Source organism: Mesorhizobium helmanticense (genome assembly GCF_003034915.1).
Taxonomy (GTDB): Bacteria; Pseudomonadota; Alphaproteobacteria; order Rhizobiales; family Rhizobiaceae; genus Mesorhizobium; species Mesorhizobium helmanticense.
Genome location: NZ_PZJX01000002.1, coordinates 58752 through 83756, shown reverse-complemented (window position 1 = coordinate 83756; position 25005 = coordinate 58752). Strand labels below are relative to the sequence as shown.

Annotated in this window: 15 protein-coding genes; 4 read left to right on the top strand and 11 right to left on the bottom strand. The window is 63.6% G+C overall.

Annotated features, from left to right (window positions below):
* Nucleotides 1-5: 5 nt before the first annotated feature.
* From C9427_RS00485 to hutI, 10 genes are all read right to left on the bottom strand, one after another.
* Nucleotides 6-1595, bottom strand: a complete 1590-nt coding sequence (locus C9427_RS00485; protein WP_245436933.1) for a tetratricopeptide repeat-containing sulfotransferase family protein — start codon at nucleotides 1593-1595, stop codon at nucleotides 6-8.
* 88 nt (nucleotides 1596-1683) lie between these two features.
* Nucleotides 1684-2364, bottom strand: a complete 681-nt coding sequence (locus tag C9427_RS00480; RefSeq protein WP_107647279.1) for an outer membrane protein — start codon at nucleotides 2362-2364, stop codon at nucleotides 1684-1686.
* Nucleotides 2365-2583: 219 nt separating this feature from the next.
* Nucleotides 2584-3345 carry a heme ABC transporter permease gene (locus C9427_RS00475; RefSeq protein WP_107647278.1) on the bottom strand — a complete coding sequence of 254 codons (762 nt, stop codon included), beginning with the start codon at nucleotides 3343-3345 and terminating at the stop codon, nucleotides 2584-2586.
* Nucleotides 3346-3445: 100 nt separating this feature from the next.
* Complete coding sequence (locus tag C9427_RS00470; protein ID WP_107647277.1) at nucleotides 3446-5218, bottom strand: glucan ABC transporter ATP-binding protein/ permease; 1773 nt, start codon at nucleotides 5216-5218, stop codon at nucleotides 3446-3448.
* Between the two features lie 354 nt (nucleotides 5219-5572).
* A complete protein-coding gene (locus C9427_RS00465; RefSeq protein ID WP_107647276.1) occupies nucleotides 5573-14152 on the bottom strand; it encodes a glycoside hydrolase family 94 protein in 8580 nt (2859 codons plus the stop codon).
* Nucleotides 14153-14419: 267 nt separating this feature from the next.
* Entirely contained in the window at nucleotides 14420-15007 is a 588-nt protein-coding gene (locus C9427_RS00460; protein ID WP_107647275.1) for a HutD/Ves family protein, read from the bottom strand.
* Between the two features lie 7 nt (nucleotides 15008-15014).
* Nucleotides 15015-16685 (bottom strand): urocanate hydratase, encoded by a 1671-nt coding sequence (gene hutU / locus C9427_RS00455; RefSeq protein ID WP_107647274.1) that lies wholly within the window; start codon nucleotides 16683-16685, stop codon nucleotides 15015-15017.
* Nucleotides 16686-16721: 36 nt separating this feature from the next.
* The gene (hutG, locus tag C9427_RS00450; protein WP_107647273.1) at nucleotides 16722-17537 is read right to left on the bottom strand and encodes an N-formylglutamate deformylase; all 816 of its coding nucleotides are present in this window, start codon (nucleotides 17535-17537) and stop codon (nucleotides 16722-16724) included.
* Complete coding sequence (hutH, locus tag C9427_RS00445) at nucleotides 17534-19075, bottom strand: histidine ammonia-lyase (RefSeq protein WP_107647272.1); 1542 nt, start codon at nucleotides 19073-19075, stop codon at nucleotides 17534-17536. Before hutH ends, hutG begins: the two co-directional genes overlap by 4 nt.
* On the bottom strand, nucleotides 19072-20307 hold the full coding sequence (gene hutI, locus C9427_RS00440) for an imidazolonepropionase (protein WP_107647315.1): 1236 nt from the start codon (nucleotides 20305-20307) through the stop codon (nucleotides 19072-19074). Before hutI ends, hutH begins: the two co-directional genes overlap by 4 nt.
* A 97-nt stretch (nucleotides 20308-20404) precedes the next feature.
* Here hutI and C9427_RS00435 point away from each other — a divergent pair, with 97 nt between their 5' ends.
* Together C9427_RS00435 and hutC are read left to right on the top strand one after the other, a co-directional pair.
* Entirely contained in the window at nucleotides 20405-21757 is a 1353-nt protein-coding gene (locus tag C9427_RS00435) for a formimidoylglutamate deiminase (RefSeq protein ID WP_107647314.1), read from the top strand.
* Nucleotides 21754-22500, top strand: a complete 747-nt coding sequence (gene hutC / locus C9427_RS00430) for a histidine utilization transcriptional repressor HutC (RefSeq protein ID WP_107647271.1) — start codon at nucleotides 21754-21756, stop codon at nucleotides 22498-22500. The genes C9427_RS00435 and hutC overlap by 4 nt, the downstream gene beginning before the upstream one ends.
* Before the next feature lie 209 nt (nucleotides 22501-22709).
* On the opposite strand, the gene C9427_RS00425 is transcribed toward hutC, so the two are convergent.
* Nucleotides 22710-23054 (bottom strand): RidA family protein, encoded by a 345-nt coding sequence (locus tag C9427_RS00425; RefSeq protein ID WP_107647270.1) that lies wholly within the window; start codon nucleotides 23052-23054, stop codon nucleotides 22710-22712.
* A gap of 236 nt (nucleotides 23055-23290) precedes the next feature.
* On the opposite strand from C9427_RS00425, the gene aztA reads away from it, so the two are divergent.
* Both aztA and aztB read left to right on the top strand, forming a co-directional pair.
* Nucleotides 23291-24115, top strand: coding sequence for a zinc ABC transporter ATP-binding protein AztA (gene aztA, locus C9427_RS00420; protein ID WP_107647269.1), 825 nt, complete (start codon nucleotides 23291-23293; stop codon nucleotides 24113-24115).
* Nucleotides 24115-24990 carry a zinc ABC transporter permease AztB gene (gene aztB / locus C9427_RS00415; RefSeq protein ID WP_107647268.1) on the top strand — a complete coding sequence of 292 codons (876 nt, stop codon included), beginning with the start codon at nucleotides 24115-24117 and terminating at the stop codon, nucleotides 24988-24990. Before aztA ends, aztB begins: the two co-directional genes overlap by 1 nt.
* The last annotated feature ends 15 nt before the right edge of the window (nucleotides 24991-25005 follow it).

The window sequence follows — 25005 nt, the reverse complement described above, 5'->3', positions numbered from 1 at the left end:
TTGGCTCAGGGTTGGACAAGCGGACCCAGCGCGGCCCTCAACGGATCGAGGGCATCGCCATACAGTTTCCAGCGCTCGACCGAGGACGAATAGATCGGCTGGCGCACCTGCCAGCGGCTTGGCGTTCGCACCGTGCGCTCGGTCTCGTGGAAACGCAGACACGCATCGTCCCATTCCATGCCGAGAAATCCGATCAATCCACGAGCGCGAGTTTCGAAATCGGCCACGGTTTCTTCGTAGGGCATGTCGTGGATGGCCAGCGGAACGACTTTGGCCCAATGGCGCATCAAGCGATCATATTGCCGATAATACTGCCCAAGCTTGGTCAGATCGGCATTGTAGCCGTGGGCATCGGAGAAATTATGCATGAAACAGGACGTGCAATTGTCCATCGGGTCACGCCGACAGTGGACGATGCGGGCATTCGGTAAAATGAGGCTGATGAAGGCCAGCAGCTCGAAATTATGCGGCATCTTGTCGACGACACGCGCCGCCTTGCCATTGCGCTTGTTGAGATGGTCGAGATATTTCGAGCCAAGTTCCCTCGCCTTCGTCGGCGTGAGCGCCGCCATGGCCTTGGCGAAAATCGCCGGATCAAGCTGGTCGAATCCGAGTTCGCCGGCCAATGAACGGATGATCGGCAATTCGCCGGCGCCATGGATATCGTGATGGCTGGCGCATATCTGCTCGGTCAGCGTCGTTCCTGAACGTGGCATGCCGACGATGAAGACCGGCCGTTCGGACGGATTGCCGAATTTTGGCCGCGCTTCGAAAAAGGCGGCGTCGAAAGTCTCGATGAAACTGTCATAGAGCCGCGTGTGCAGGGCAATGTCGAAATCATTGCCCGAGATTGCCTTGGCCCTGGCGAAATGGTGGATGGCCAGGCGATACTCGTGCTGGTCGTTGAGGATTTTTCCGGCGGCGTGATGCAGGTAGACCCGCTCGCGATCGGTGGTCATCGGCAATTCAAGGCGGGCCTGCACCAAGGCCAGGGCTGGATCGCCCTTGACGGCCCGACGTGCGAGCGCCAGCCCGGACAGCGCCTCGACATTCGCCTTGTCGATGGCGATGGCGCGGCCAAAGCATTCTACCGCCTCGGCTTGCCGGCCCATGTCGGTGAGCAGGTCGCCCATACCGACAAGCGCCTTCAGCGATTGGCTGTCGACCGCCAGCGCGCGGCGATAGAAACCCTCGGCGACGTCCCCCTCGAGTTGGCTCCGGTAGGATTTGCCGAGATTGCACAAGGCCTCGACAAGCCGGCCGTCGAGCTCGATCGCTTTTTTCAGGTGCTTGCGCGCCAGCTCGATGTTGCCGACCAGGTTGTAGGCGTTGCCGAGATTGTTGCGGAAAATGGCGTTGCCCGGTTCAAGCTTGACCGCGCTCTTCATAAAGTCGATGGCCGTCTCAATTTGTTGGGCCTCGATCGCCAGCGTGCCCATAAGGTTGAGCGCCATGGCATTTTTTGGCTGCCGGCGAAGCACGGTCTGGTAGCAGAATTCGGCTTCGCGAAAACGCTTGCGGCGCTGCAGGTCGATACCGCGCTGTAACGTCTCCGGCGCCGACTCGCCAGCGGCCGGAAGAAAGTCCTGAACCATGGCCGGTAGGCCGGCAGGCCGCCGGCGTGGCAAGAGCGGCATCCTTCACCCCCAATCGCCGGACATCACGGCAATCAGCGTGAACCAATCAGAATTTGAATGTGACGCCAAGCTGCAGATTGTGGGAATTCAACTTGCCGTTCTGGAATACACCATCGCCTTCGCGGGAGGATTCGAAGTCGACGGCGGAGACGGCCTTGAACCTGTAGCCGAAATCGAGGTCGATATTCTGCGCCAGTGCGTAGGTGACGCCGGCTCCCGCCTGGCCGGCGAAACCCCATCCGCCAGACCCGTATCCATAGGTGTGACCATCCCAGGTTGTGTCTGCGGTCACATAGGCGGCGCCGATGCCGCCACCGACGTAAAGCTTGGCATCGCCAAAATGGGCAACGTCGGCCCAGACGTTGGCGAGCAGGTAGGTAGCGGACAAATCGCCGTCAGCCGGAAGCCAGGCGCTCACGGCCTCTTGATAAGTATCCGCCTTGTAGCGCGCATAGGACAGTTCGCCTTCGACGCGGAACACATCGTTAATCCGCCTGCCGACGACGCCGCCGATCACGAAGCCGGTGTCGAAGTCCATCGAAAAGTCGTTGTTGTAGTAGTCAGCGTGTGTGTCCACGCGATTCGGGAAGCTGGCGCCACCAAACAGTGTGACATACCAGAGATCCTGGGCCGCCGGAACTTCGACCGCCGCATCGGCGGCGTGGGCCGAATTCCAGCCAAGCGTCAAGGCCATTACCGAGACACCAGCAAGCAGACGCACTTTCATCGGCAAAATCCCCCACGGCAATTAACAGGCAAACATAATGCATCACTTCCGGTGCATGGCTTAACTGTCAACAGTGAAAACGAGTGCGGAGTCGAAGTTATGGAGATCGCTGTTGCAGCATTGCAACATGCCCGCTTCGGCTGGTCACGGATAATGTTAATGGCAGGATACGTGGCTGTCGCACGAACCAGAGTGAGATGACGGCCAAGTCAGGCGCCTCTAATAGCGATTATCCGCCTGCCTGGCCGCGACGCGGCGCATCGAAATAACGCGGCGGCGGCGGATTTCGGTACGCATCGCCGTCAGATGCAGCGCGAAGAACAGCACGGTGAAACCGAGCGCCATCACCAGCAGCGGCCTCAGCATGGACGGATCGATGGTCGAGCCGCCCATGCGGAACACCGAAGCCGGCTGGTGCAGCGTGTTCCACCAGTCGACCGAGAATTTGATGATCGGGATGTTGATGAAGCCGACCAGGGTGATGATAGCGGCGGCCCAGGCAGCTCGGCTTGCGTCGTCGAGCGCCCGGGTTAGCGCGATGATGCCGAGATACATCAGGAACAAAACGAAGACCGAGGTCAGTCGCGCGTCCCACACCCACCAGGTGCCCCACATCGGCTTGCCCCAGATCGAACCGGTGATCAGGGCAAGCGCCGTAAAGACGGCGCCGATCGGTGCGGCGGACTTCAGCGCGACATCGGCCAGCGGATGGCGCCACACCAGCGTGCCAAGCGCGGAGACCGCCATCAGCGTGTAGCACATCATGGCCAGCCAGGCGAAAGGCACGTGGATATACATGATGCGCACGGTGATGCCCTGCTGGAAATCCTCCGGCGCCGTGAAGCTCATGTAAAGCCCCAAAGCAAGGAGCAGTGCGGCAACAATCGCCAGCCACGGCACGAGCCTGTCGGCCAGCCCGACGAAGCGCGTCGGGTTGGCCAGATCCATCCAGCCTGCAAGGCGTGAAGTCGTGTCGCTCATGCGGCCTTACATAGACCGGCCGGGCGCCTGCGGCAATCGAATGGTGGTCGCAGCCAGTCTTTCCTTCTCCCCTTGCGGGAGAAGGGACAGCCGTGCACGCTCAGGCGGCCTCGCCCGTCACGGTGCGGCTGAGGCGGCGGACCTCCTCGTCGTTGAGCAGGCCGCCGGCGCGCAGCAGGCTGGCAAAGCGGCCGTTGCGCATCGACAATTCGGCGAAGCCGCCCATTTCGACCACCTTGCCCTTGTCCATGAACACAACCAGATCTGCGTCGCGAACGGTGGTCAGGCGGTGGGCGATAATGAAGGTGGTACGGTCGCGACGAAGGTCGTCGATGGCCTCCTTGACGCGGTCTTCCGTCTCGACATCGAGCGCGCTGGTCGCTTCGTCGAGCACCAGAATGGGCGCGTCCTTCAGCACGGCGCGGGCAATAGCGATACGCTGACGCTCGCCGCCCGAAAGCTGGCCGCCACGTTCGCCGACAAGCGTGTCGTAGCCCTGGCTCTTCGACAGGATGAAATCCTGCGCGGCGGCAGCGTAGGCGGCAGCGTGGACCTCGTCATAGGTCGCATCGGCCCGGCCGACGCGGATGTTGTCCTCGATCGAGCGGTTGAGCAGACCGGCATCCTGGAACACGGTGGCGATCGAGTGGCGCAGCGACTTGCGGGTCACCGAGCGGATGTCGATGCCGTCGATCAGGATGCGGCCGCTGGCCGGGGTGAAGACGCGCTGCAGAAGGTTGATGAGCGTGGTCTTGCCCGCGCCGGTCGGACCAACGATGGCGACGGTCTGGCCGGCCTGGACCTCGAATGACACGTCGTCGACGCCCTGTCCGGAATTCGCGAATTCGAAGCCGACATTCTCGAAGCGCACATGACCGGTGACGCTGCCCAGTTCGCGCAAGCCTTCCGGTTCCGCCGCATCGGCAGCCGAATCCTCGAGCCGGTAGAACTCTTCCAGCTTCGCCCTCGCCTCGGAAATCTGGTTGGCGAAAGCCGACATCTGGTCGAGACGGGCGATCAGCAGGGTGGCAAAGCCGGTAAAAGCGATGACGTCGCCAATGCGCAGCTGGCCATGCGTCACCAGATAAGCGCCGATCAGGAGCACGACCATCATCGAGATGGTCGACGACAGGCGGTGCAGCGCATTGGCCAGCGCCCACCAGTCGAGCACCGGGTTCTGGGCATCGAGCAGGTTCTTGACATAGCGCTTCAGCGCGTCGGTTTCGTGGCCAATGCGGTTATAGCTCTGCAGCACGGCGACATTGTTGACCGAGTCGGTCACATGCGCGAACACCTTGTGGTAGTGCCGCTCGACGGCTGCCTGGCCTGCCTTGGTGCGCCGCATCACCAGCCGACCGATACCGACGTAAAGCACACCGAGCGCAAGCAGGACCATCGACATGCGGATATCCATGCTCAGCGCCGTGGGCACGAGCAGGACCAGAGCGACCGCGGTGGACAGATGCTGCCGCATGAATTCGAGCCAGAGGCTGAACAGCGTTTCGACAGCGCGCAGCAAAGTGTGTAGCGAATTCGACGTGCCGCGCTGATGGTGCCAGGCAAGCGGCATGGTGATCACGCGTTCAAAAGACTCGCAAAGGACCTCGCTGCGCCGGGCATGGGCAAAGCGGTCGGCGCCGCGCGCCACCAGCACGAAAGCAATGATGTTGAAGGCGCCAAGGCCAGCCCACAGCCCGAGCGTCGAAAAGACCGAGCCGCGGTCCGAGATAGCGTCGATCACCCGTCCGAACATGATTGGCTCGAGGATCGCGATGATGGCGAGAGCAACGTTGGCGCCGCAGATCAACGACACGCGTTTCTTGTCGGCCGCGAGATAACCGAGGGCTCTCCAGTAGATTTGCAGAAGGGACACTTCAGCTACTCCGCCAAACTATTATTGTGCACTGCATCATTTCCAAAGTCGTACCGGTTGATGCGTCGCAAAACAATGCTCCTGTACCGTGTCAGTTCCCATTTCGCGAACAAAACATAGCGACGGTACGAAATCTGCCGTGATCACCTAACGGTTTGAGATAAAAGGTGAAATGTCAGCCTTGCGGCGAAATCATGGCAGCGGGCGGGCGCTGCCACAATTTTAATCACCGAGTGATTACGCGCGGCCCCAAAGGCCGCGGTCAGCTTTTTTTAAAGGACTATGCGCCAAGCAAAGGCGGTGGAGCCCTGCGCGTCGGCGGACACGCGCAGAGACATTCTAAAATCGTTGAAACTAGGCGGGTATCCGAACGACCACCTCGACTTTGTCGCCAGCCTTGGGTTCGAAAGACGAAGCTTTTGTCTTTGTGCCATTCACTTCAAGCAATATGGCCTTCACCTTCTTGTCGCGGATAACGCGAACCTTCAGTTCGGCCCCCAACATCTTGAGCGTTGCCGCATAGCCATCCCAATGGCTAGGGAGTTTCGGCTTGAACTGGATACGTTGTCCCCGGCGCTCTATGCCGAGGATGCCTTCGACCGCGGCTCGATAAAGCCAGCCGGCCGAGCCGGTATACCAGGTCCAGCCGCCGCGACCGCCCTTGCCCTCGCCGGCGTAAACGTCTGCAGCCACGACATAGGGCTCGACGCGATAATGCTCCGCAGAGGCCTCATCAAGCGCGTGGTTGACCGGATTGAGCATCGAAAAACAGCGGTAGGCATCATCGGTGCGCCCCATTTCAGCGAGCGCGATGACAAACCATGTGGCCGCATGAGTGTACTGGCCGCCGTTTTCACGGACACCCGGCGGATAGCTCTTGATGTAGCCCGGGTCCTTCTCCGTCCGGGAAAAGGGCGGGGTGAACAGCTTGACGATCTTGAGCTCGTCGTCGACGAGCATCTTCATCGCCTGCTGCATCGCCGTGGTCGAGCGCGCCGGATCACCCTCGCCCGACAGCACGCTCCATGACTGCGCGATCGAGTCGATCTTGCACTCCTCGGAATTGCGCGACCCGAGCGGCGTGCCGTCGTCGAAGCTGCCGCGACGATACCATTCCCCGTCCCAGGCTGTGCTTTCCAATGCCCGCTTCAGCGCATCCGCGTGCTTTGTCCAGGCCTGCGCGCGCTTGGTGTCGCCTTGCGCCTTGGCGACGGGGGCAAAGTCGCCCAGCGTCTTCAGCAGGAACCAGCCCAGCCAGACGCTCTCGCCCTTGCCGTGCTCGCCGACGCGGTTCATGCCGTCGTTCCAGTCGCCGCCGAGGATCAGCGGCAGCCCGGCCGGGCTGCTGCGCTTGACGGCAAGATCAAGCGCTCGCGCACAATGGTCATAGAGCGAAGCGGTCTTCTTCGAAATTTCCGGGGTAAAGAAGGCATCGTGCTCGCCTTCGCCCAACGCCTGTCCGTCAATGAAGGGCAGTTGCTCCCCAAGGATTGCGCTGTCACCGGTCACCAGCAGATAGCGCGCGGTGGCATGGGCGAGCCAGACGACGTCGTCGGAGATCATGGTGCGCACGCCTGCCTCGGTGCGCGGCAGCCACCAGTGCTGCACGTCGCCTTCGGGGAATTGCCGCCGCGCTGCATTGAGGATCTGGTCGCGCGCCAGTTTCGGGTCATGGGCCAGCAGCGCCAGCGTGTCCTGCAATTGGTCGCGGAAGCCGAAGGCGCCGCTCGCCTGGTAGAAGGCCGAGCGGGCGCGGATGCGACAGGCAAGGCTCTGGTAGGGCAGCCAGTGGTTGACCATGGCGTCGAGCGCCTTGTCCGGCGTCTCGACCTGTATGGTGTCGAGAAAGCCTCGCCAAACGCGCTCGTTGTCGGCCAGCCGCTGATCGAAATCCTGGCCGCGATGATGCTGGACCAAGCTGCTGGCCTCCTCGGCGGAGGCCGCATCGCCGAGCAGCCAGATGAGCGTCACGTCGCCGCCGGCAGCGATGTCGACGTCGCGCGCGATTGCAGCACATGGATCGTCGCCGGCCTCGACGCGGCCCGACAGAGCAGCGCCGGTCAGCACCGCATGCGGAAACTCGCTGCTGCCGTGCCTGCCCAGGAACTCCGTGCGGTCGGCCGTCACCGACTGTGCCGCGCCGTCGGCGGCCAGGAAGGCGACTCGCTCGCTGAAGTCGAGCCCGTAGGGGTTTTGCGCCAGCAATGCGCCGGTCGCGGAGTCTCTGGACGGAACAATGGTCGCCGCCGTGCGCGAGCGATGGCTGCCAAGAACCCATTCCGCATAGGCATAGACGCGCAGCCGCGCCGGCACCGAGCCCGAATTCTGGATGCGCAGCCTCGAGATCCTCACCGGATCGACCGGGTCCACCACATGGGTAAGGTCCATCGACAGCGGTCCACGCTTCGAACGGAAGGTCGAAAAACCCTGCCCGTGCCATGTTTCGTAGGTCATGGCCGGATCGCGCACCACAGCGGCGAGCGGCGAGAAAGCCTTGCCGCTGGCATGATCGTAGACATAGATGCCCTCGCCCGGCCGGTTGGAGACCGGGTCGTTCGACCATGGCGTCAGCTGATAATCGCGGCTGTTGCGGCTCCAACTAAAGGCGGCGCCCTCAGCGGAAACATGGAAGCCGAACGACGCGTTGGAGACGACGTTGATCCAGGGCTGCGGCGTCGTACGCCGTCCGGCAAGACGCGTAACGTAGTGGCGTCCGTCGCCGTCAAAGCCGCCAAAACCGTTCCAGAGACTCAGCCCGCTGCCGTCTGCCCTGCTTTCAATCAAAGACTGGGCCGCCAATGATTGGGCGCTGATCGGCGCTGGCAAGGACGGTTCGCGAGGCGCCATGGCGCCACCCGGCTGCAAGACATCGCGCGCCTGAAGTGCGGCAGACTCGGCACGCTCGATCTGGTCGAAGATGGTGCCGTTGCGCGTATGCAGCACGATGCGCGCTGCCGCGAGCAGCGTCTTGTAGGTCGCTTCGTCCATCAGGTCGCGACGCACCGCGAAGATATGCTGGCGCGGTCCCAGCTCCTTGCCGCGCAAGCGGCTGTTTTCGCACAATGTCTCGACAGCCCGCTGCAGGTCCTGCACGTAGGACGAGGCCTGTTCGTTGACGACGACGAAATCGATCATCATGCCGCGGGCGCGCATATATTCCTGGAAGCGGAGCGCCTGAGCGACGATCTCCAGATCGGCGACATCGCCGATCCTGACCAGGAAGATCGGAAAATCGCCGGATATGCTGGTCGGCCACAGGTTGGATTGCTTGCCGAGCCCGGAGGCGATGGATTCCGCGGGAAGGCGCAGGAACGGATCGGGATAGATCAGATAGCGCGCCAGCTTCTGCACATTGGCGGCGTCGGTCAGGCTGAGGCCGAGGTGGCGGGTCTGCACCTGGCTGCGGGTCCAGGCGAGCATCGCCTGGCGGGCGAAGCTTTCCGGATGGTCGAGGCGCGCAATGGCCTCGTCAAGTTCGGCCCGTTTGGCGCCGACGATAGTCCAGAAGGTCAGCGAGATCTTCTTGTTGGCGGGCACGCGCAACTGTCGGCGCAGCGATGCGACCGGGTCCAGCGTGAAGCCGGAATGGCCGCCGAGCTTGGCGCCTGGATCGAAGGCGGCGGCTTCGGTGATGGTGCGGCCGCGGCCGATGAAGGCGCGCCGGTCGGTCTCGGCCTCGGCGTCGCGCGCCGGTCCAGACGGATCGGTGACGAAATGCACCATGGTGACATCAGGCTCGTCGGTCTCGCGTTTGCGCCGTGTCGCGAAAACCGCACCCTTGTTGGCGGCGATTTCGGTCTCCACGAACATCTTCGAGAAGGCCGGATGTGCGTAGTCCGATGCCTCGGATCCCAGCACCAGTTCGGCAAACGAGGTCACCTCGATGTGCCGGTCGGTGGCGCCGTCGTTGTGGAGCGTCACCCGCCGGCCTTCGCCATTGCCCTCGGAAATGACGATGCATTCGACCTCCGAGCGCAGCGATCCGACAGATTTGACGAAGCTCGCCTTGTCGTCGGAGAACAGCGTCTGCACGCGTTCATCCGTCGCGCGCTTCGGCTCGGCGGTTGCCGACCACCAGTCGCCGGTGCCGGTGTCGCGCAGGAAGATATAGGAGCCAAGCCGGTCTTCGGTCGGATCCGGCTGCCAACGCGTGACGGCAAGCTCGCCCCAGCGGCTATAGCCCGAGCCGGTGGCGGTGACCATGACCGAATAACGGCCATTGGACATGACGCTGGTCGAACGCAACGCCTTGAGCGGATCGAGCACGATGCGCGTATCCGGGCTCTCGACCTCGGTTTCGTCCTTCGAGCGCTCGTCGGCCTCGGTCCTGACGGTCGCGGTCGGGATGTCGCGCGGCGCCCTCTCCTGCAGCAGCAACTCGGCCGATTCGATCACCGGATCCGAGTGGAAGCGGTCGCGCAGGCGCCCTTCGAAGATGGCGTCGGCAACGGCGGCGATCGACATGCCGGAGTGGTGGGCCATGTAGTTCAGAACGACGGCGTGGTCGGTGCCTTCAGGCACGCGCTGCGGCGTGAAATCCACCGCGTCGTAGTAGCCGTGCCGGCCAAGCGCGCCGATGGACTTCAGCCTGGCCAGGTTCTGCACGGATTCGCGTGGCGTGAACTGCGCCGCAAGGATCGTCGCGTAGGGCGCGATCACGGTGTTTTGGCCAAGGCCGCGCTTCAGGCCGAGCCCGGGCACGCCGAAATTGGTGTATTGATAGGTCAGCTCGCGGTCGCGGGCGTTGTAGGCCGCTTCCGAAATGCCCCAGGGCACGTTCTTCGAGCGGGCATACTGGATCTGCCGCTTGATGATCAGCTTGCTGGTCTGATTGAGGATCGAGCCTTGCGGCTCCTTCATCACCAGCGGCGGCATCAGATACTCGAACATCGAGCCCGACCAGGACATCAGCGCGCCCTGGAAACCGATTTCGACGATCGGTCGGCCGAGCCGGAACCAGTGTTCGGTCGGCAGGTCGCCCTTGGCGATGGCGAATAGGCTGGTCAGCCGCGCCTCGGAGGCGAGAAGGTCGTAGCAGCTTTCGTCGAGCTGATGCTCCTCGACCCGGTAGCCGATCGACAGGAGCTTGCGCTCCTGCCGCATCAGGAAGGAGAAATCCATCTCGAAGGCGAAGCGGCGCGTACGCTCGCGCAGCGCCAGGAGCTTGGCACGCAGGGCCTCGACGGCATTGTCGTCGCTGTGGGCGTCATGCACATGCGCTTCGCAGGTTGCCTCCAGCCTGGCCGCCCAGTCGGCGATGATGTCGCTGCGCGTCGACGCGGCCTCGGTGTGGATTGCCACGGCGAGCTTGCGGATCTCACCCGCCAAAACAGCCAGGTTGATGGTGCGGATCGACGCCATCTCGGGCTGCGCCTTGATCGAGAGGACCGCCCGCCGCATGCCATCGAGGCGATCGGCGAGGCGCTGGCGCAACGGCCGCAACTGACGGCGGTCGTCAGGCAATTCCTCGAGGCTCTCGTCGAGGATCGTCACCGTATCGAGGATGCCCTCGAAATCGCCCTGAAGGTGGACGGACGGCGCTTCCGCCCATTCGGCGCAGGCTGCGGCCACCGCCACCAGATGGCCGGCGAGATTGCCGCTGTCGACGGCCGAGATATAGAGCGGATAGAGCGGCTTCAACGTCGTCGTGTCATACCAGTTGAAGAGATGGCCACGGTCGCGCGGCATGCTCTCGATGGTGGTCATGGTGGCGTCGATGCGGGTGATGGCGTCGGACAGGCTGATCCAGCCGAAGTCGCGCGCCGAAACCACGGACAGAAGATAGACGCCGATATTGGTCGGCGAGGTGCGCGGCGCCACGACCGGCGCCGGGCTCTCCTGGAAATTGTCGGGTGGCAGATTGTGGTGCTCGGCCGTCACGAAGGTCTCGAAATAATGCCATGTGCGCCGCGCGACGGTACGCAGGGCATGGATGTCGTCCGCCGATATGCGCAGCCGGTCCTCGGTTTCGGCCGAGCGGCTGACCCAGCAGGCGACAGCCGGCGAGCCGATCCAGAACAGGGCGAAGAAGAAGGCGACGAAGGCGCCGGTGGAATCGGCCAGCACCGGTATGGCGAGGCCGACGACGCCGATGATCACGGCGCCATACATCATGCCATAGTAGGAGCTGAGATCATTGTCGCCATTCTTGTGCGCCTGCGAGGCGGTGCGCCATTCGAGCAGGTTCTGCCGGCTGACGAACAGGCGGTACAGCGTGCGGATGATGGCGTCGCCCATCATCCAGGCATTGTGCGCCATCAGCACGATCTTCAGCGCCACAAGGGCGGTGCCGAAGACCACGTCTCGCATCACTGCAGAGAAATGTCCGCGCGGTGTCTGGTCACCGCTTTTCGGCAGGATCGAATTGACGATGTCGAAGGTCGGCGCCATGAACAGCGTGAGGATCAGCAGCGCCTGCCACTGTGCGGCCTGCGTGAACGGCAGCAAGGTCCAGCCGGCGATCGCGGCCATCACCCATAAGATCGGTGTCAGCGAGCGGCGCAGATTGTCGACCATCTTCCAGCGCGACAGCGCCGGGACGCCGGAGCGCGGATCGAGGATGAAGCCCAGAAGCTGCCAGTCGCCTCGGGCCCAGCGATGGTGGCGCGAGGCGTCGACCGAATAGCGGGTGGGATAGTCCTCGACCAGTTCGACGTCGGTGACCAGCGCCGCACGTGCCAGCGCGCCCTCGAGCAGATCATGGCTGAGGATGGTGTTTTCCTCGATGCGGCCCTTCAGCGCCGCCTCGAAGGCGTCGACATGATAGAGGCCCTTGCCGGTGAAGGAGCCGTCGCCGAAAACGTCCTGATAGAGATCCGACACGGCAAAGACGTAAGGATCGAGGCCGCGATTGGCCGAAAACACCCGCTGGAAGAAGGAGGCGTCGTCGCCACTGGTCAGCGAAGCGGTGATGCGCGGCTGCAGGATGGTGTAACCAGCGGTAACGACGCGTTTTGTTGCATCGAAATGCGGACGGTTGAGCGGATGGCAAAGCTTGCCGGCCAAAGTGGCGACGGCATCGCGGGTGGTGCGCGTGTCGGCATCCAGCGTCATCACGTGGACGACGTGTTCCGGCAACGGCACATCCAGCGGCAGGAAGGTGGTGTCGCTGTCACCGCGCAGCAGAAGGTCCAGTTCGTGCAGCTTGCCGCGCTTGCGCTCCCAACCCATCCAGACACCCTGCGATTCATTGTAGAGCCGCCGGCGGTGCAGGACATAAAAGCGCGGCGCGCCTTCGCTGGGATAGCGGGCGTTCAGCCGCGCGATCTCATCCCGCGCATATTGCAGGATTTCGATATCCGCCGTGTCGATTTCGGTCTTGGAGTCCGGCCAGTCCGAAAGCAGCGCGAAATAGATCTCGTCCCCGGTGTTGGCGAGATGATGCACTTCGATGTTTCGGATATTCTCCTCGACATCGTCGCGCGAGCCGATCAGCGACGGCACCACCACAAGCGTGCGTGCCTCGACTGGCAGACCGTGCCTGTAATCGTAGCCGATGAGACGCGTCGGCTTCAGGAACAACGATACGACGGTGTTGAAGAAGGCGAGCGCGCCTTCGCTGGCCGGCACGGCAAACAGCGCCAGCATCAAGACGATTGAGGGCGCTGACAGTCCGAGATTGGCAAGCGCATTGCCTGAGAGGAGCAGAAGCAGGACCGTCAGCGCGAACACCGGCACGACGATGCCCAGCCATCCGGTCTTGCGGAACGCCCGCTTGACCGCGACGCTGACGGTCGGCCGATAGCCAATCGCCTGTTCCAGCTCCAGCCGGCGCGGGCCGACGAGAAAGAAGCCGACGTCGGTGTGAACGCCCGGATCGGCGACGTCGACGCCCGAGGCATCGACGACCGAGACATGGCCGGCGAGTTCGATGGCCTTTTCGGCGACGCGGAATTCCGAAAGATCGGAGCGGCGCGCCAGCTCCTCGATCGTGGTCCGGTACTGGTCGCGCGAGAAGAAGTCGAGCGCGGCGAAATCGGTGCGCTCGCGCAGAAGCGTGTCGATGCGGCTGACGCCTTCGAACCACACCGTCCAGTCGATATCGTTGATCAGCCTGAGACCGCGGATGATGTTGCCGGTGGTCACATTGCCGCCGGACAGCGTGCGATGCTCGCCGATGATGATTTCCTCGGCGTCGGAGCCGGTCTTTTCAAGCTCGCCTTCCAGCCATTCCAGCGCCCTGCCGGCGTTCTGCGATCCGTCGCGCAGACGGTAGAGCAACTGGGTGGCAAAGGTGGTGTCCTGCGCATGGGCGACGTAATTGGACAGGATGGCCTGGCGGTCGGCGCTACCGTCGGTCGCCAGCACGCGGTCAGCGACCTCGTTGGCGATCTGGCGCATCTGCCTTGTGCGATTGACCCTGACCGCGATCCGGCGAAGATTTTCGATCAGGACGAAGCGCAGCAGCGATGGCAGCGCCCAGAGTTCACCGATCTTCAGCGGTTCGACCGACTGGAAGCCTTCGACGATCGCCTTGAACATGCTCGCCGAGACGGAACTGTCGGAATGCGCGACATAGGTCCAGGCCAACGCCAGCGCACGAGGCACGCTGGCGCCATCGGCCAGCTTCAAGGTCGGCAACTGCCGGTAGAAACGGCGCGGCAGGTCGCGCTTGACCTGGAAGATGGTTTCCTCGACCAGATAGTTGTTGTCGAGCAGCCATTGCGCGGCCGGCGTGATGGTGTCGCCCCTCGCCTGCGCGGCGTTGGTCGAGCGGTAGACTTCGAGGATCTTCTTGGCGCTGTCGCGGATGCGCGCCTGAAAGTCGAACGGGGTCAGGCCGAACAAATCCTCGATGTCGCCCTTGGCGAGGCTCGCGCCCAGCGCGCGCAGGCGATCTTCCGGCAGGAAATTGGAGCGTATCGGCTCTTCCGTGATGGCCGGGAAGCTCGCGCTCGTCTTTTCCATCTGGGTGGGATTTGTCTGGATATTCATTGAAAATTCCGCATGGAGGGACGCAGTGCGGCGTCACCGCCACGGCAATGTCCCTAAAACCGGTTCAAATGCAATTGGTTGCATCACGACAATTGGCCGAAAGTTACGTCCGCACCACGACAGGGCGTCGTCGTCGACAACTTCCGGACGAGCGCTCCCCTCTCTTCCATCCGATTTGATCGAAGAAAGGATTCGGGCTTTTTCGTGATGCGGACGGCAGCTTACGCCAAATTCGGCCCGGGCCGCGATCATGTTTGGAGACACGCGTTAATCGTTCGCCGGGACGCGGTCGATGCGGATCACGAACAGTGTCGCAGTTCGGGCAGGCTCCAGGCGCATTTCCCGGGCATTCGATCCGACAATCAGCGTATCGCGGGGCTCCAGCTTCACGGTGCCCGCGAGGCCGAGCGTGACGGTGCCGTCGCCGCACAGAACGAGCGTCGCTGCCGCCTCCGCGCGGATGTCCAGAGGCGCTGAAATGACCAGGCGTTCGACCTTGTGCGTCATTCGTCCGCGGCGGCTCATGACGTTGAGGTCGGTGATGGGACCGGCGATCAGGGAAGCTTGCGTCGGCACGTCGGCCGGAAAGGAGAGCGGAGCGGACGTGCTGGTCAGTTCCTTCGGAGCCTGACCGGCGATATCGAGGACAATGCCCTCGCCCTCCAGCACCGCCAGCGTGCGGTCGACGCCGGCGAAACCCGAAAACGGACCACCGCTTTCGACGCGCGCCATGGAAACGCGCCAGTCGAAATCGTCGAGCCCGGCGCCATCAGGCGAGACGGCTATCTCCGTCGTCGTGCCGCCGCCGTTCTTCCACGGCATGACACGGTATTCGGCGGCCCTGAGGATGCGCACGGTCGGCTCAGCCCAAAATACCCGGCAGGTTGAGCTGGTGCTCCCTGGCGCAATCAATCGCGATGTCATAGCCGGCGTCGGCATGGCGCATGACGCCGGTCGCCGGGTCGTTCCACAGCACACGCTCCAGCCGTTTGGCCGCAGCCGGAGTGCCGTCGGCGACGATGACCATGCCCGCATGCTGCGAAAAGCCCATGCCGACACCGCCGCCATGGTGCAGCGACACCCAGGTGGCGCCAGACGCCGTGTTGAGCAGCGCGTTGAGCAGCGGCCAGTCGGAGACGGCATCAGAGCCGTCCTTCATCGATTCCGTCTCGCGGTTCGGCGACGCAACCGAGCCGGAATCGAGATGATCGCGACCGATGACCACCGGCGCCTTGAGCTCGCCCTTGGCCACCATCTCGTTGAAGGCAAGGCCGAGCCGGTGGCGGTCGCCAAGGCCGACCCAGCAGATGCGCGCCGGCAGACCCTGAAAGGCGATGCGCTCACGCGCCATGTCGAGCCAGTTGTGCAGATGGGTGTTGCCGGGCGTCAGTTCGCGCACCTTGGCGTCGGTCTTGTAGATATCTTCCGGATCGCCGGAGAGTGCCGCCCAGCGGAACGGGCCGATGCCTCGGCAAAACAGCGGGCGGATATAGGCTGGGACGAAGCCGGGGAAGGCAAAGGCGTTCTCGAAGCCCTCTTCCTTGGCAACCTGGCGGATGTTGTTGCCATAGTCGAGCGTCGGCACGCCAGCGTTCCAGAACGCGACCATCGCCTCGACATGTTCGCGCATCGAGGCGCGGGCGGCTTTCTCAACTGCCCTCGGATCGGACGTCCGCTTCTCGCGCCATTCGGCCAGCGACCAGCCCTTGGGCAGATAGCCGTTCAGCGGATCATGCGCCGACGTCTGGTCGGTGACCATGTCGGGGCGGACGCCCCGCCGCACCAGTTCCGGCACGATGTCGGCGGTGTTGCCGACCAGACCGACCGACTTCGCCTCGCCGGCCCTGGTCCAGCGCTCGATCTTCTCCAGCGCCTCGTCCAGCGTATCGGCGCGCTCGTCGACATAACGGGTGCGCAGCCGGAAATCGATGCGGTCGGGATCGCATTCGATGGCCAGGCAGCAGGCGCCGGCCATGACAGCGGCGAGTGGCTGTGCGCCGCCCATGCCGCCGAGGCCGCCGGTCAGTATCCATTTTCCCCTGAGATTGCCGCCATAATGCTGGCGGCCGGCCTCGACGAAGGTTTCGTAGGTGCCCTGCACGATGCCTTGCGTGCCGATATAGATCCACGAGCCGGCCGTCATCTGGCCGTACATCATCAGGCCCTTCTTATCGAGCTCGTTGAATTTCTCCCAGGTCGCCCAGTGCGGCACGAGGTTGGAATTGGCGATCAGCACGCGCGGCGCGTCGGCATGGGTGCGGAAGACGCCGACCGGCTTGCCAGACTGCACCAGCAGCGTCTCGTCGTCGCCAAGCGTCTTCAGCGATGCGACGATGCGGTCGAAGTCGTTCCAGGTGCGCGCCGCGCGGCCGATGCCGCCATAGACGACCAGCTCGTTGGGGTTTTCGGCGACATCGGGATCGAGATTGTTCATCAGCATGCGCAGCGGCGCTTCCGTCAGCCATGTCCGGGCGTTGAGCTCAGTGCCGCGCGGGCTGCGGACTTCGCGGATATTGTGGCGAGGATCGTTCATGGCGTTCCCTTTCGAATGAGGCAGGCGGCGCGCGCGTCAGCTTTGCGCCCAGACAATCGCGGTCTTGAGGATATTCTCCAGCGTGGCGCGGATGGGCGCCGCGAACGCGGCATCGTAGGGCACCGGCCAATTGTCCGGTGCGCCCTTGCCTTCGGGTTCGCGCATATAGCCGCGATTGGAGAGCTCCATCTGCAGCGCATGGACGCCGTCTTGCGGCTGGCCGAAATGGCGGGTGATCCAGCCGCCCTTGAAGCGACCGTTGACGACAAAACTCTCGCCGGTTTCGGCCAGGATCTGGCCGACCATGGCCTGCAGGGACGGATCGGCGCTCACGCCATCATTGGTGCCGAGATTGAAGACCGGCAGCGTGCCGTCGAACAGGCGCGGCAGCACCGAGCGGATCGAATGGCAGTCGTAGAGCACGATCTGTCCGTGCAAAGCGCGCAGCCTGGCGATCTCGGCCTGCAAGGCCGCATGATAAGGCATGAAGTATTTTTCGCGGCGTTCGTCGATTTCCGACGGTCCGGGCTCTTCGCCCTCGCGATAGAGCGGATCGCCGTCGAAGGTCTCGGTCGGGCACAGGCCAGTGGTCGTCTGGCCGGGATAGAGCGAGGCGCCGGACGGATCACGATTAACGTCGATGACGGTGCGCGAGATCGCGGTGTGGACGACAGTCGCGCCAAGACCTTGGGCAAAGTCATAGAGCTTGTCGATCCACCAGTCGCAGTCGCGACGGCCAAGCCAGGGCAAAACCAGACGGTTTTCGAGGCCGGCGAGATCGATGCCGGTGTGCGGGATCGAAACCAGCAGGGGTGCGGTGCCGGGGGTAACGGTGAGCCAACTGTCCATCATGCCGCTCCCGAGATGGAAGGCAGCGCAATCGAACCCGCCGCGTCTATCGCAGCGCCACTGCGCACCATGGCGATGGCCTTTTCCATATCAGGGTGGAAATGCCGGTCATTGTCGAGATGCGGCACTTCAGCCCTCACCAGCTTGCGCACCGCCTCTAATGCATCGCTGGAGGTCAGCGGCGCATGGAAATCGCAGCCTTGCGCCGCGGCCAGCAATTCGATGCCGATGACGGCCGTCGCATTCTCGACCATGCCGATCAACCGGCGCGCACCGTGGGCGGCCATCGAGACATGGTCTTCCTGGTTGGCCGAGGTCGGGATCGAATCGACGCTGGCCGGATAGGCCTTCTGCTTGTTTTCCGAAACAAGTGCCGCCGCCGTCACCTGCGGGATCATGAAACCGGAATTCAGGCCGGGCTTCGGCGTGAGAAACGCCGGCATGCCCGACAGGGCCGGGTCGACCAGCATGGCGATGCGCCGCTCCGACAGCGAGCCGATCTCGCAAACGGCAAGCGCGATCATGTCCGCGGCAAAGGCCACCGGCTCGGCGTGGAAATTACCACCGGAAAGCGCGGTATCGTCCTCGGCGAAGATCAGCGGATTGTCGGTAACGCCATTGGCTTCGGCGCCCAGCGTGTCGGCGGCCTGGCGCAGCACGCTAAGGGCCGCACCCATCACCTGCGGCTGGCAACGCAGGCAATAAGGGTCCTGCACGCGCTCGTCGCCGACCCGGTGCGATTCACGGATGGCGCTGCCAGACATCAAATTGCGCAGCGCGTCCGCCGTTTCGATCTGGCCGCGATGCTTTCTCAGGAGATGGATGCGCGGATCGAAAGGTGCGTCGGAGCCCTTGGCCGCATCGGTCGACAGCGCGCCGGCGACCAGCGCCGACTGATAGAGAACTTCGGCCTCGAACAGGGCGGCCAGCGCATAGGCGGTCGAAAACTGCGTACCGTTGAGCAGCGCCAGGCCTTCCTTGGCGCCCAATGTCACCGGCTCCAGCCCGTGCGAGACGAAGGCGACCTTGGCCGGAAAGCGGCCATGCGGGGTAAAGCACTCGCCGACCCCGATCATCACCGCCGTCATGTGCGATAGCGGCGCGAGGTCGCCCGAGGCGCCGACCGAGCCTTGTGCCGGCACCACCGGAATGACGTCATTGGCCAGCATCGCTTCCAGCAATTCGACGGTTTCTAGCCGCACGCCGGAGGCACCCTGAGCCAAACTTGCGAGCTTCAGCGCCATCATCAGCCGGGCTACCGCGACAGGCATCGGCTCGCCGACGCCGGCGGCGTGCGACAGCACGATGTTGCGCTGGAGCGTTTCGAGATCGGCGGCGGGGATGCGGACGCTGGCCAGCTTGCCGAAGCCGGTGTTGATGCCATAGACCGGCTCGCCCTTGGCGACGATACGCGCCACGGCCTCGGCGCTCGCCTTGATCTTCGGCCAGCATGAATTGTCGAGTTTCGGTACGGCGCCGCGATAGATGGCACGCCAGTCGGCCAAGGTCGCGTTGCCCGGCTTCAGTACCAGTTCGGTCATTGTCCCCTCCAGATGCGGGCGTGCAGCGGGTTGAAGCCCATGCGGTAGACGAGTTCGGCCGGGCACTCGATGTCCCAGATCGCGAGGTCGGCCGATTTTCCGACCTCGAGCGTCCCGGTCTGTCCTAGCAGGCCGAGCGCGCGGGCAGCCTCGCGGGTGACGCCGGCGAGACATTCGTCGACGGTGAGGCCGAACAAGGTCGCGGCCATGTTCATGGTCAGCAGCAGCGAGGTCAGCGGCGAGGTCCCGGGATTGTTGTCGGTGGCGACGGCCATCCTGACGCCGTGCTGACGAAACAGGGCAATCGGCGGCTTCTTAGTCTCGCGAATGAAGTAATAGGCGCCGGGCAGGATCGTCGCGACTGTTCCGGCCCTGGCCATCGCCGCAGCACCCGCCTCGTCGGTGTATTCGAGATGGTCGGCCGACAGCGCGCCGTAGCTTGCGGCGAGTTCGGCGCCATGCAGATTGGACAATTGATCGGCATGGAGCTTCACCGGAAGGCCGAGCGCCTTGGCCTTGTCGAAGACACGCGCAATCTGCTCCGGCGAAAAGGCGATGCCCTCGCAGAACCCATCGACGGCATCGGCCAAACCCGCCGCGGCGACCGCCGGAAGAATTTCGTCTGCGACCAGATCGACAAAGGCGTCCTTGTCGCCCTTGGCTTCGGGCGGCAGCGCATGGGCGCCAAGGAAACTCGTCCTGACCGTCACCGGGCGCTCAATGCCCAGCTGCCTGGCGGCGCGCAGCGATTTCTTCTCGTTTTCGAGGTCGAGGCCGTAGCCCGATTTGATCTCGACTGACGTGACGCCTTCGGCAATCAGCGCATCGAGGCGCGGCAATGACTGCGCGACCAGTTCGTCCTCACTGGCGGCGCGCAGCGCCTTGACCGAGGAGGCGATGCCGCCGCCAGCCCTGGCGACCTCTTCATAGGTGGCGCCGGCCAGCCGCATCTCGAATTCATTGGCGCGGTTGCCGGCATGGACAAGATGGGTGTGGCAGTCGATGAGGCCGGGCGTGATCCAGCGGCCTTCGCAGTCGATGGTCTCTGCGCCCTGACCGAGAGACGACGGCATCTCGGTTTCCGGGCCTGCATAGGCGATCAGGCCATCGCGCGCGACGACCGCGCCCTTCTCGACGATGCCCAGCCCGGCCGCGCGGTCAGTCATGGTCCCCAGGCGCGCATTGCGCCACAGGCGAAGGCCCCCTGCCCGGCTTTTGTTCTTTGCCGCCATCATCTTTTCCGTTTCAATTGATGGTGATTATGTATATACATATTGAGAGGCGACGCAAGTGCCATCGTCGCCTGCGCATTCGGATTCGGAGAAAAACGTGACGGCGATCTTTGCGGAACAGGCGTTGCTGCCAGACGGCTGGCAAAGCAATGTGCGGATCACGATGGGTGAAGGCCGTATCGCGACGGTTGAGCCCGGCGCATCGCTCCGGCCCGGCGACGAACGTCACGCCATCCTGTTGCCGGGAATGCCCAATCTGCACAGCCACGCCTTCCAGCGCGGCATGGCCGGCCTTGCCGAATTGCGCGGCCCATCGGCGGACAGTTTTTGGAGCTGGCGTGAGGTGATGTACCGGTTCGCGCTGTCGATGACGCCGGACCAGGTCGAGGCGGTCGCAGCCCAACTCTATGTCGAGATGCTGGAGGCCGGTTTTTCACGCGTCGGCGAATTCCACTACCTCCATCACGACCGCGATGGAAAACCCTACGCCAACATCGCCGAGATGGCCGAGCGCATCGCCGCGGCCGCGGCCAACACCGGCATCGGTCTGACGTTGCTGCCAGTGTTCTATGCGCATTCCTCCTTCGGCGGTGCGGCGCCGAATGAAGGCCAGCGTCGATTCATCAATGATGTAAATCAGTTCTCGCGATTGCTTGAGAAAAGCCGGGAATGTGTTCGCGCATTGAATCAGTCCGTCGTCGGCGTTGCGCCGCACAGCCTGCGCGCCGCAACGCCCGATGAACTTGCCACGATTGCCGCCATGGCACCTGACGGACCGATCCACATTCACATCGCCGAGCAAATGAAAGAGGTCGAGGACTGCCTTGCCTGGTCGGGCGCGCGGCCGGTGGAATGGCTTCTCGCCAATACCAGTGTCGACGGGCGCTGGTGCCTGATCCACGCCACCCATATGACCGATGCCGAGACGGTCGCGATGGCCAAGAGTGGCACCGTGGCGGGTCTCTGCCCGATCACCGAGGCCAATCTTGGCGACGGCACCTTCGCCGCGCCGCTGTTCAGGGAACATGGTGGCCGCTTCGGTGTCGGCTCCGATTCCAATGTGCTGATCGGCCTGCCCGACGAATTGCGGCAGCTCGAATACTCGCAGCGCCTCGCCCATCGTGCCCGCAACGTGCTGGCGGTGGCCGGCGGCTCGACCGGCCGCGCGCTGTTCGATGCGGCACTCCACGGCGGTAGCGTGGCTCTCGGCGCCGGTCTGTCGCGGATAGCCTCCGGTGCGCCTGCCGATTTCGTCTCGCTCGATGCCGACCACCCCTCGCTATCCGGCAAGACCGGGGACGCGATCCTGGACGGCTGGATCTTCGCCAACGGCAGCAAGGTCGATTGCGTCTGGGTGCATGGTCAGAAACTGGTCAGCGGCGGCAGGCATACGAAACGTGAAGCGATTGCTCAGCGCTTCCGCTCCGTGATGACGGCACTTTCGGCATGAGCATCATCGAGACCGTTGATGCGGAAGGCAGCGAGGCTGTCTCGCTGCACCAGCGCATCCTGTCCGATATCAGCGAGAAGATCCTGTCCGGCGCCTGGCCGCCCGGCCATCGCATTCCGTTCGAGCATGAACTGACGGCCGAATACAATTGTTCGCGGATGACGGTGAACAAGGCGCTGTCGCAGCTTGCCAAGGCCGGGCTGATCGAACGGCGCCGCCGTTCGGGCAGCTTCGTGCGCCGGCCGCAGTCGCAGGCCGCGGTGCTGGAGATCCATGACATCAGGATCGAGGTCGAGGCGCTTGGGCTTGCCTATCGCTATCAAAGGCTGGAGCGGTTGAAGCGGCGCAGCAACGCCGAAGACCGCACACTGCTGGAACTTGCCGCTTCGGGGCCGGTGCTGGCGCTGAAGGGCCTGCATTTCGCGGGACAGCGGCCATTCGCGCATGAGCAACGGCTGATCAACCTTGCCGCGGTGGCAGAAGCCGGCGAGGAAGAGTTTCTCGACATCGCGCCTGGGCCGTGGCTGATCGGGCGCGTGCCGTGGAGCCAAGCCGAGCACCGCATCCGCGCCATTGCCGCCAGCGATCATATCGCCGATGTCCTCGACATCGAGGCCGGCGCGCCGTGCCTGGTGGTCGAGCGGCGGACATGGAGCGCCGAGCACCCGGTCACCCATGTCCGCTTCATTTATCCGGCGGAGAGCCACACGCTGGTGGCGCGGTTTACGCCGTCGCAGGGGTAGCTCCGCGCTCCTTCTCCCCTTGTGGGAGAAGGTGGATCGGCGCGCAGCGCCGAGACGGATGAGGGGTGCTGGAGGAAATGAGGCGTTATAATATCGAATGATATTAGGTGTTTAATGCTTCGCCGTGGCGATCCTTCCAACACCCCTCATCCGACCGAGCTTCGCTCGGCCACCTTCTCCCACAAGGGGAGAAGGTAAAGCGCCATGCCTCAGATCGCCGCTGTAACGATGATCTCGACCAGATACTCCGGTCCGGCGAGCTTGGCCTCGCCTGTGGCGCGGGCCGGCGTATGGCCCTGCGGCACCCACTTGTCCCATTCCGCGTTCATCTCGGAAAAGGTGCTCATATCGGCCAGCCAGATGATCGCTTGCAGGATCTTGGTCTTGTCCGTGCCAGCCTTGGCCAGCAATTCGTCGATGGCGGCCAGGATGGTCCTGGTCTGGGATGCGACATTGCCGCCTGGTTCGCCGACCTGGCCCGCCAGGTAGACGGTGTTGCCGTGGATGACGATCTGGCTCATGCGCGGGCCAACATCGATGCGACGAATGCTCATTGGGCGTTTCCTTCCTTTTTGTCGGTTGCGCCTCTTTAGAGTCGCGGTTCGCTTCGAGCAAGGCCGCCCGGATGAAAGCTCTTGAGCCAACAGCCCTCTGTCCCGAACCAGGCGCGTACACAACGAGTTGACCGGGGCGTCGCAATTCCGCCGGATTGGCTTGTTGACTAATGTAATAACATCACATATCGACTCGACCTCACTAGTTTCGCGGATCGCCGCCCACGGATCGTCTGATGATCAATGCCTGCCTGACCTTCCGCGACCTGACGCTGGGCTATAACAGCCATCCGGCAATCCATCATCTCGACGGCACGATCCGCAAGGGTTCCCTGACCGCCGTGGTCGGCGCGAATGGCTCGGGCAAGTCAACGCTGATGAAGGGGATCGTCGGCGTTCTCAAGCCGATGGCCGGCGCCGTCATCCGGGCGCCGGGCGTGCGCGCCGCCTATCTGCCGCAGCAGTCGGAACTCGACCGCTCCTTTCCGGCCCGGGTTGTCGATCTGGTTTCGTTGGGGTTGTGGCCACGGCGGGGGTTGCTTGGCCGCTATACCAGAGAAGATCGCGATTCGGTTAGCCGGGCGCTGATGGCCGTCGGTCTCGGCGGTTTCGAGAAGCGGCCGATCGACACGCTGTCGGGCGGCCAGTTGCAGCGTACGCTGTTTGCCCGGGTGCTTTTGCAGGACGCCGACCTCATCCTGCTCGACGAGCCGTTCAACGCAGTCGATTCGAAGACGGTCGGTGACCTCATTGCCTTGATCAAGCGCTGGCATGGCGAGGAACGCACAATCATGGTCGTCGTCCACGATCTCGACCTGGTACGGCAGAATTTTCCCGAAACGCTGCTGCTTGCCCGGCAGCCGGTCGCCTGGGGCGAGACCAGGGAAACGCTGAAACCGGAAAACCTGCTGCGCGCGCGCCGCTTCCATGAGGCCTGGGAGGAGAACGCGCCGTGGTGCGAGCCCGGTGAACATGACCATGGGCATGACCACGACCATCATGATCCTGCTCACGCGCATGACCACGATCACCATCACGGTGCCGGACCGAGGGCTGCCTGATGGACGTGCTCTATGGCCTCTTCATCGCTCCCTTTGCCGATTTCGCCTTTATGCAGCGGGCGCTGATCGGCTCGCTGATGCTGTCGCTCGGCGCCTGCCCGGTCGGTGTCTTCCTGATGCTGAGGCGCATGAGCCTGTCCGGCGACGCCATGGCCCACGCCATCCTGCCGGGCGCCGCCGCCGGCTTCCTGCTCTATGGGCTGGAAATCCTGCCGATGACGATTGGCGGCCTGATCGCCGGCATCATCGTGGCGCTCGGCGCCGGTGCCGTTTCGCGCTTCACCATCCAGCGCGAGGACGCCTCGATGGCGGCCTTCTATCTGATCTCGCTGGCCATCGGCGTGCTGATGGTGTCGATCCGCGGCTCCAGCGTCGATCTCATGCATGTGCTCTTCGGCACGGTGCTGGCGCTCAACAACGAGGCGCTGGCGCTGATCGGCGGCATTGTCGCGGTGACGCTGATCAGCCTTACCATCTTCTGGCGGGCGCTGGTCGCCGAATGTCTCGATCCGCTGTTCCTGCGCTCGGTCAGCCGGCTGGGCAGCCCGGTGCATTTCATCTTTCTCGGCCTTGTCGTGCTCAACCTGGTCGGTGGCTTTCAGGCGCTTGGCACGCTGCTGTCGGTCGGGCTGATGATGCTGCCGGCAGCGGCGGCCCGCTTCTGGACCGCTCGCGTCGAACCGATGTGCGTGCTGGCGGTGGTGATCGGCTTTGCCTCCTGCATTGCCGGACTGCTGTTGTCCTATCATGCCTCGCTGCCGTCCGGCCCGGCCATCATCCTGTCGGCCGGCGTCGTCTATTTCGCCTCGATCCTGTTCGGCACGCGCGGCATCCTGCGCGCCCGCATCATCCATCACCGGCATAGAACCGCCTGATCCCCAACCCCTGAA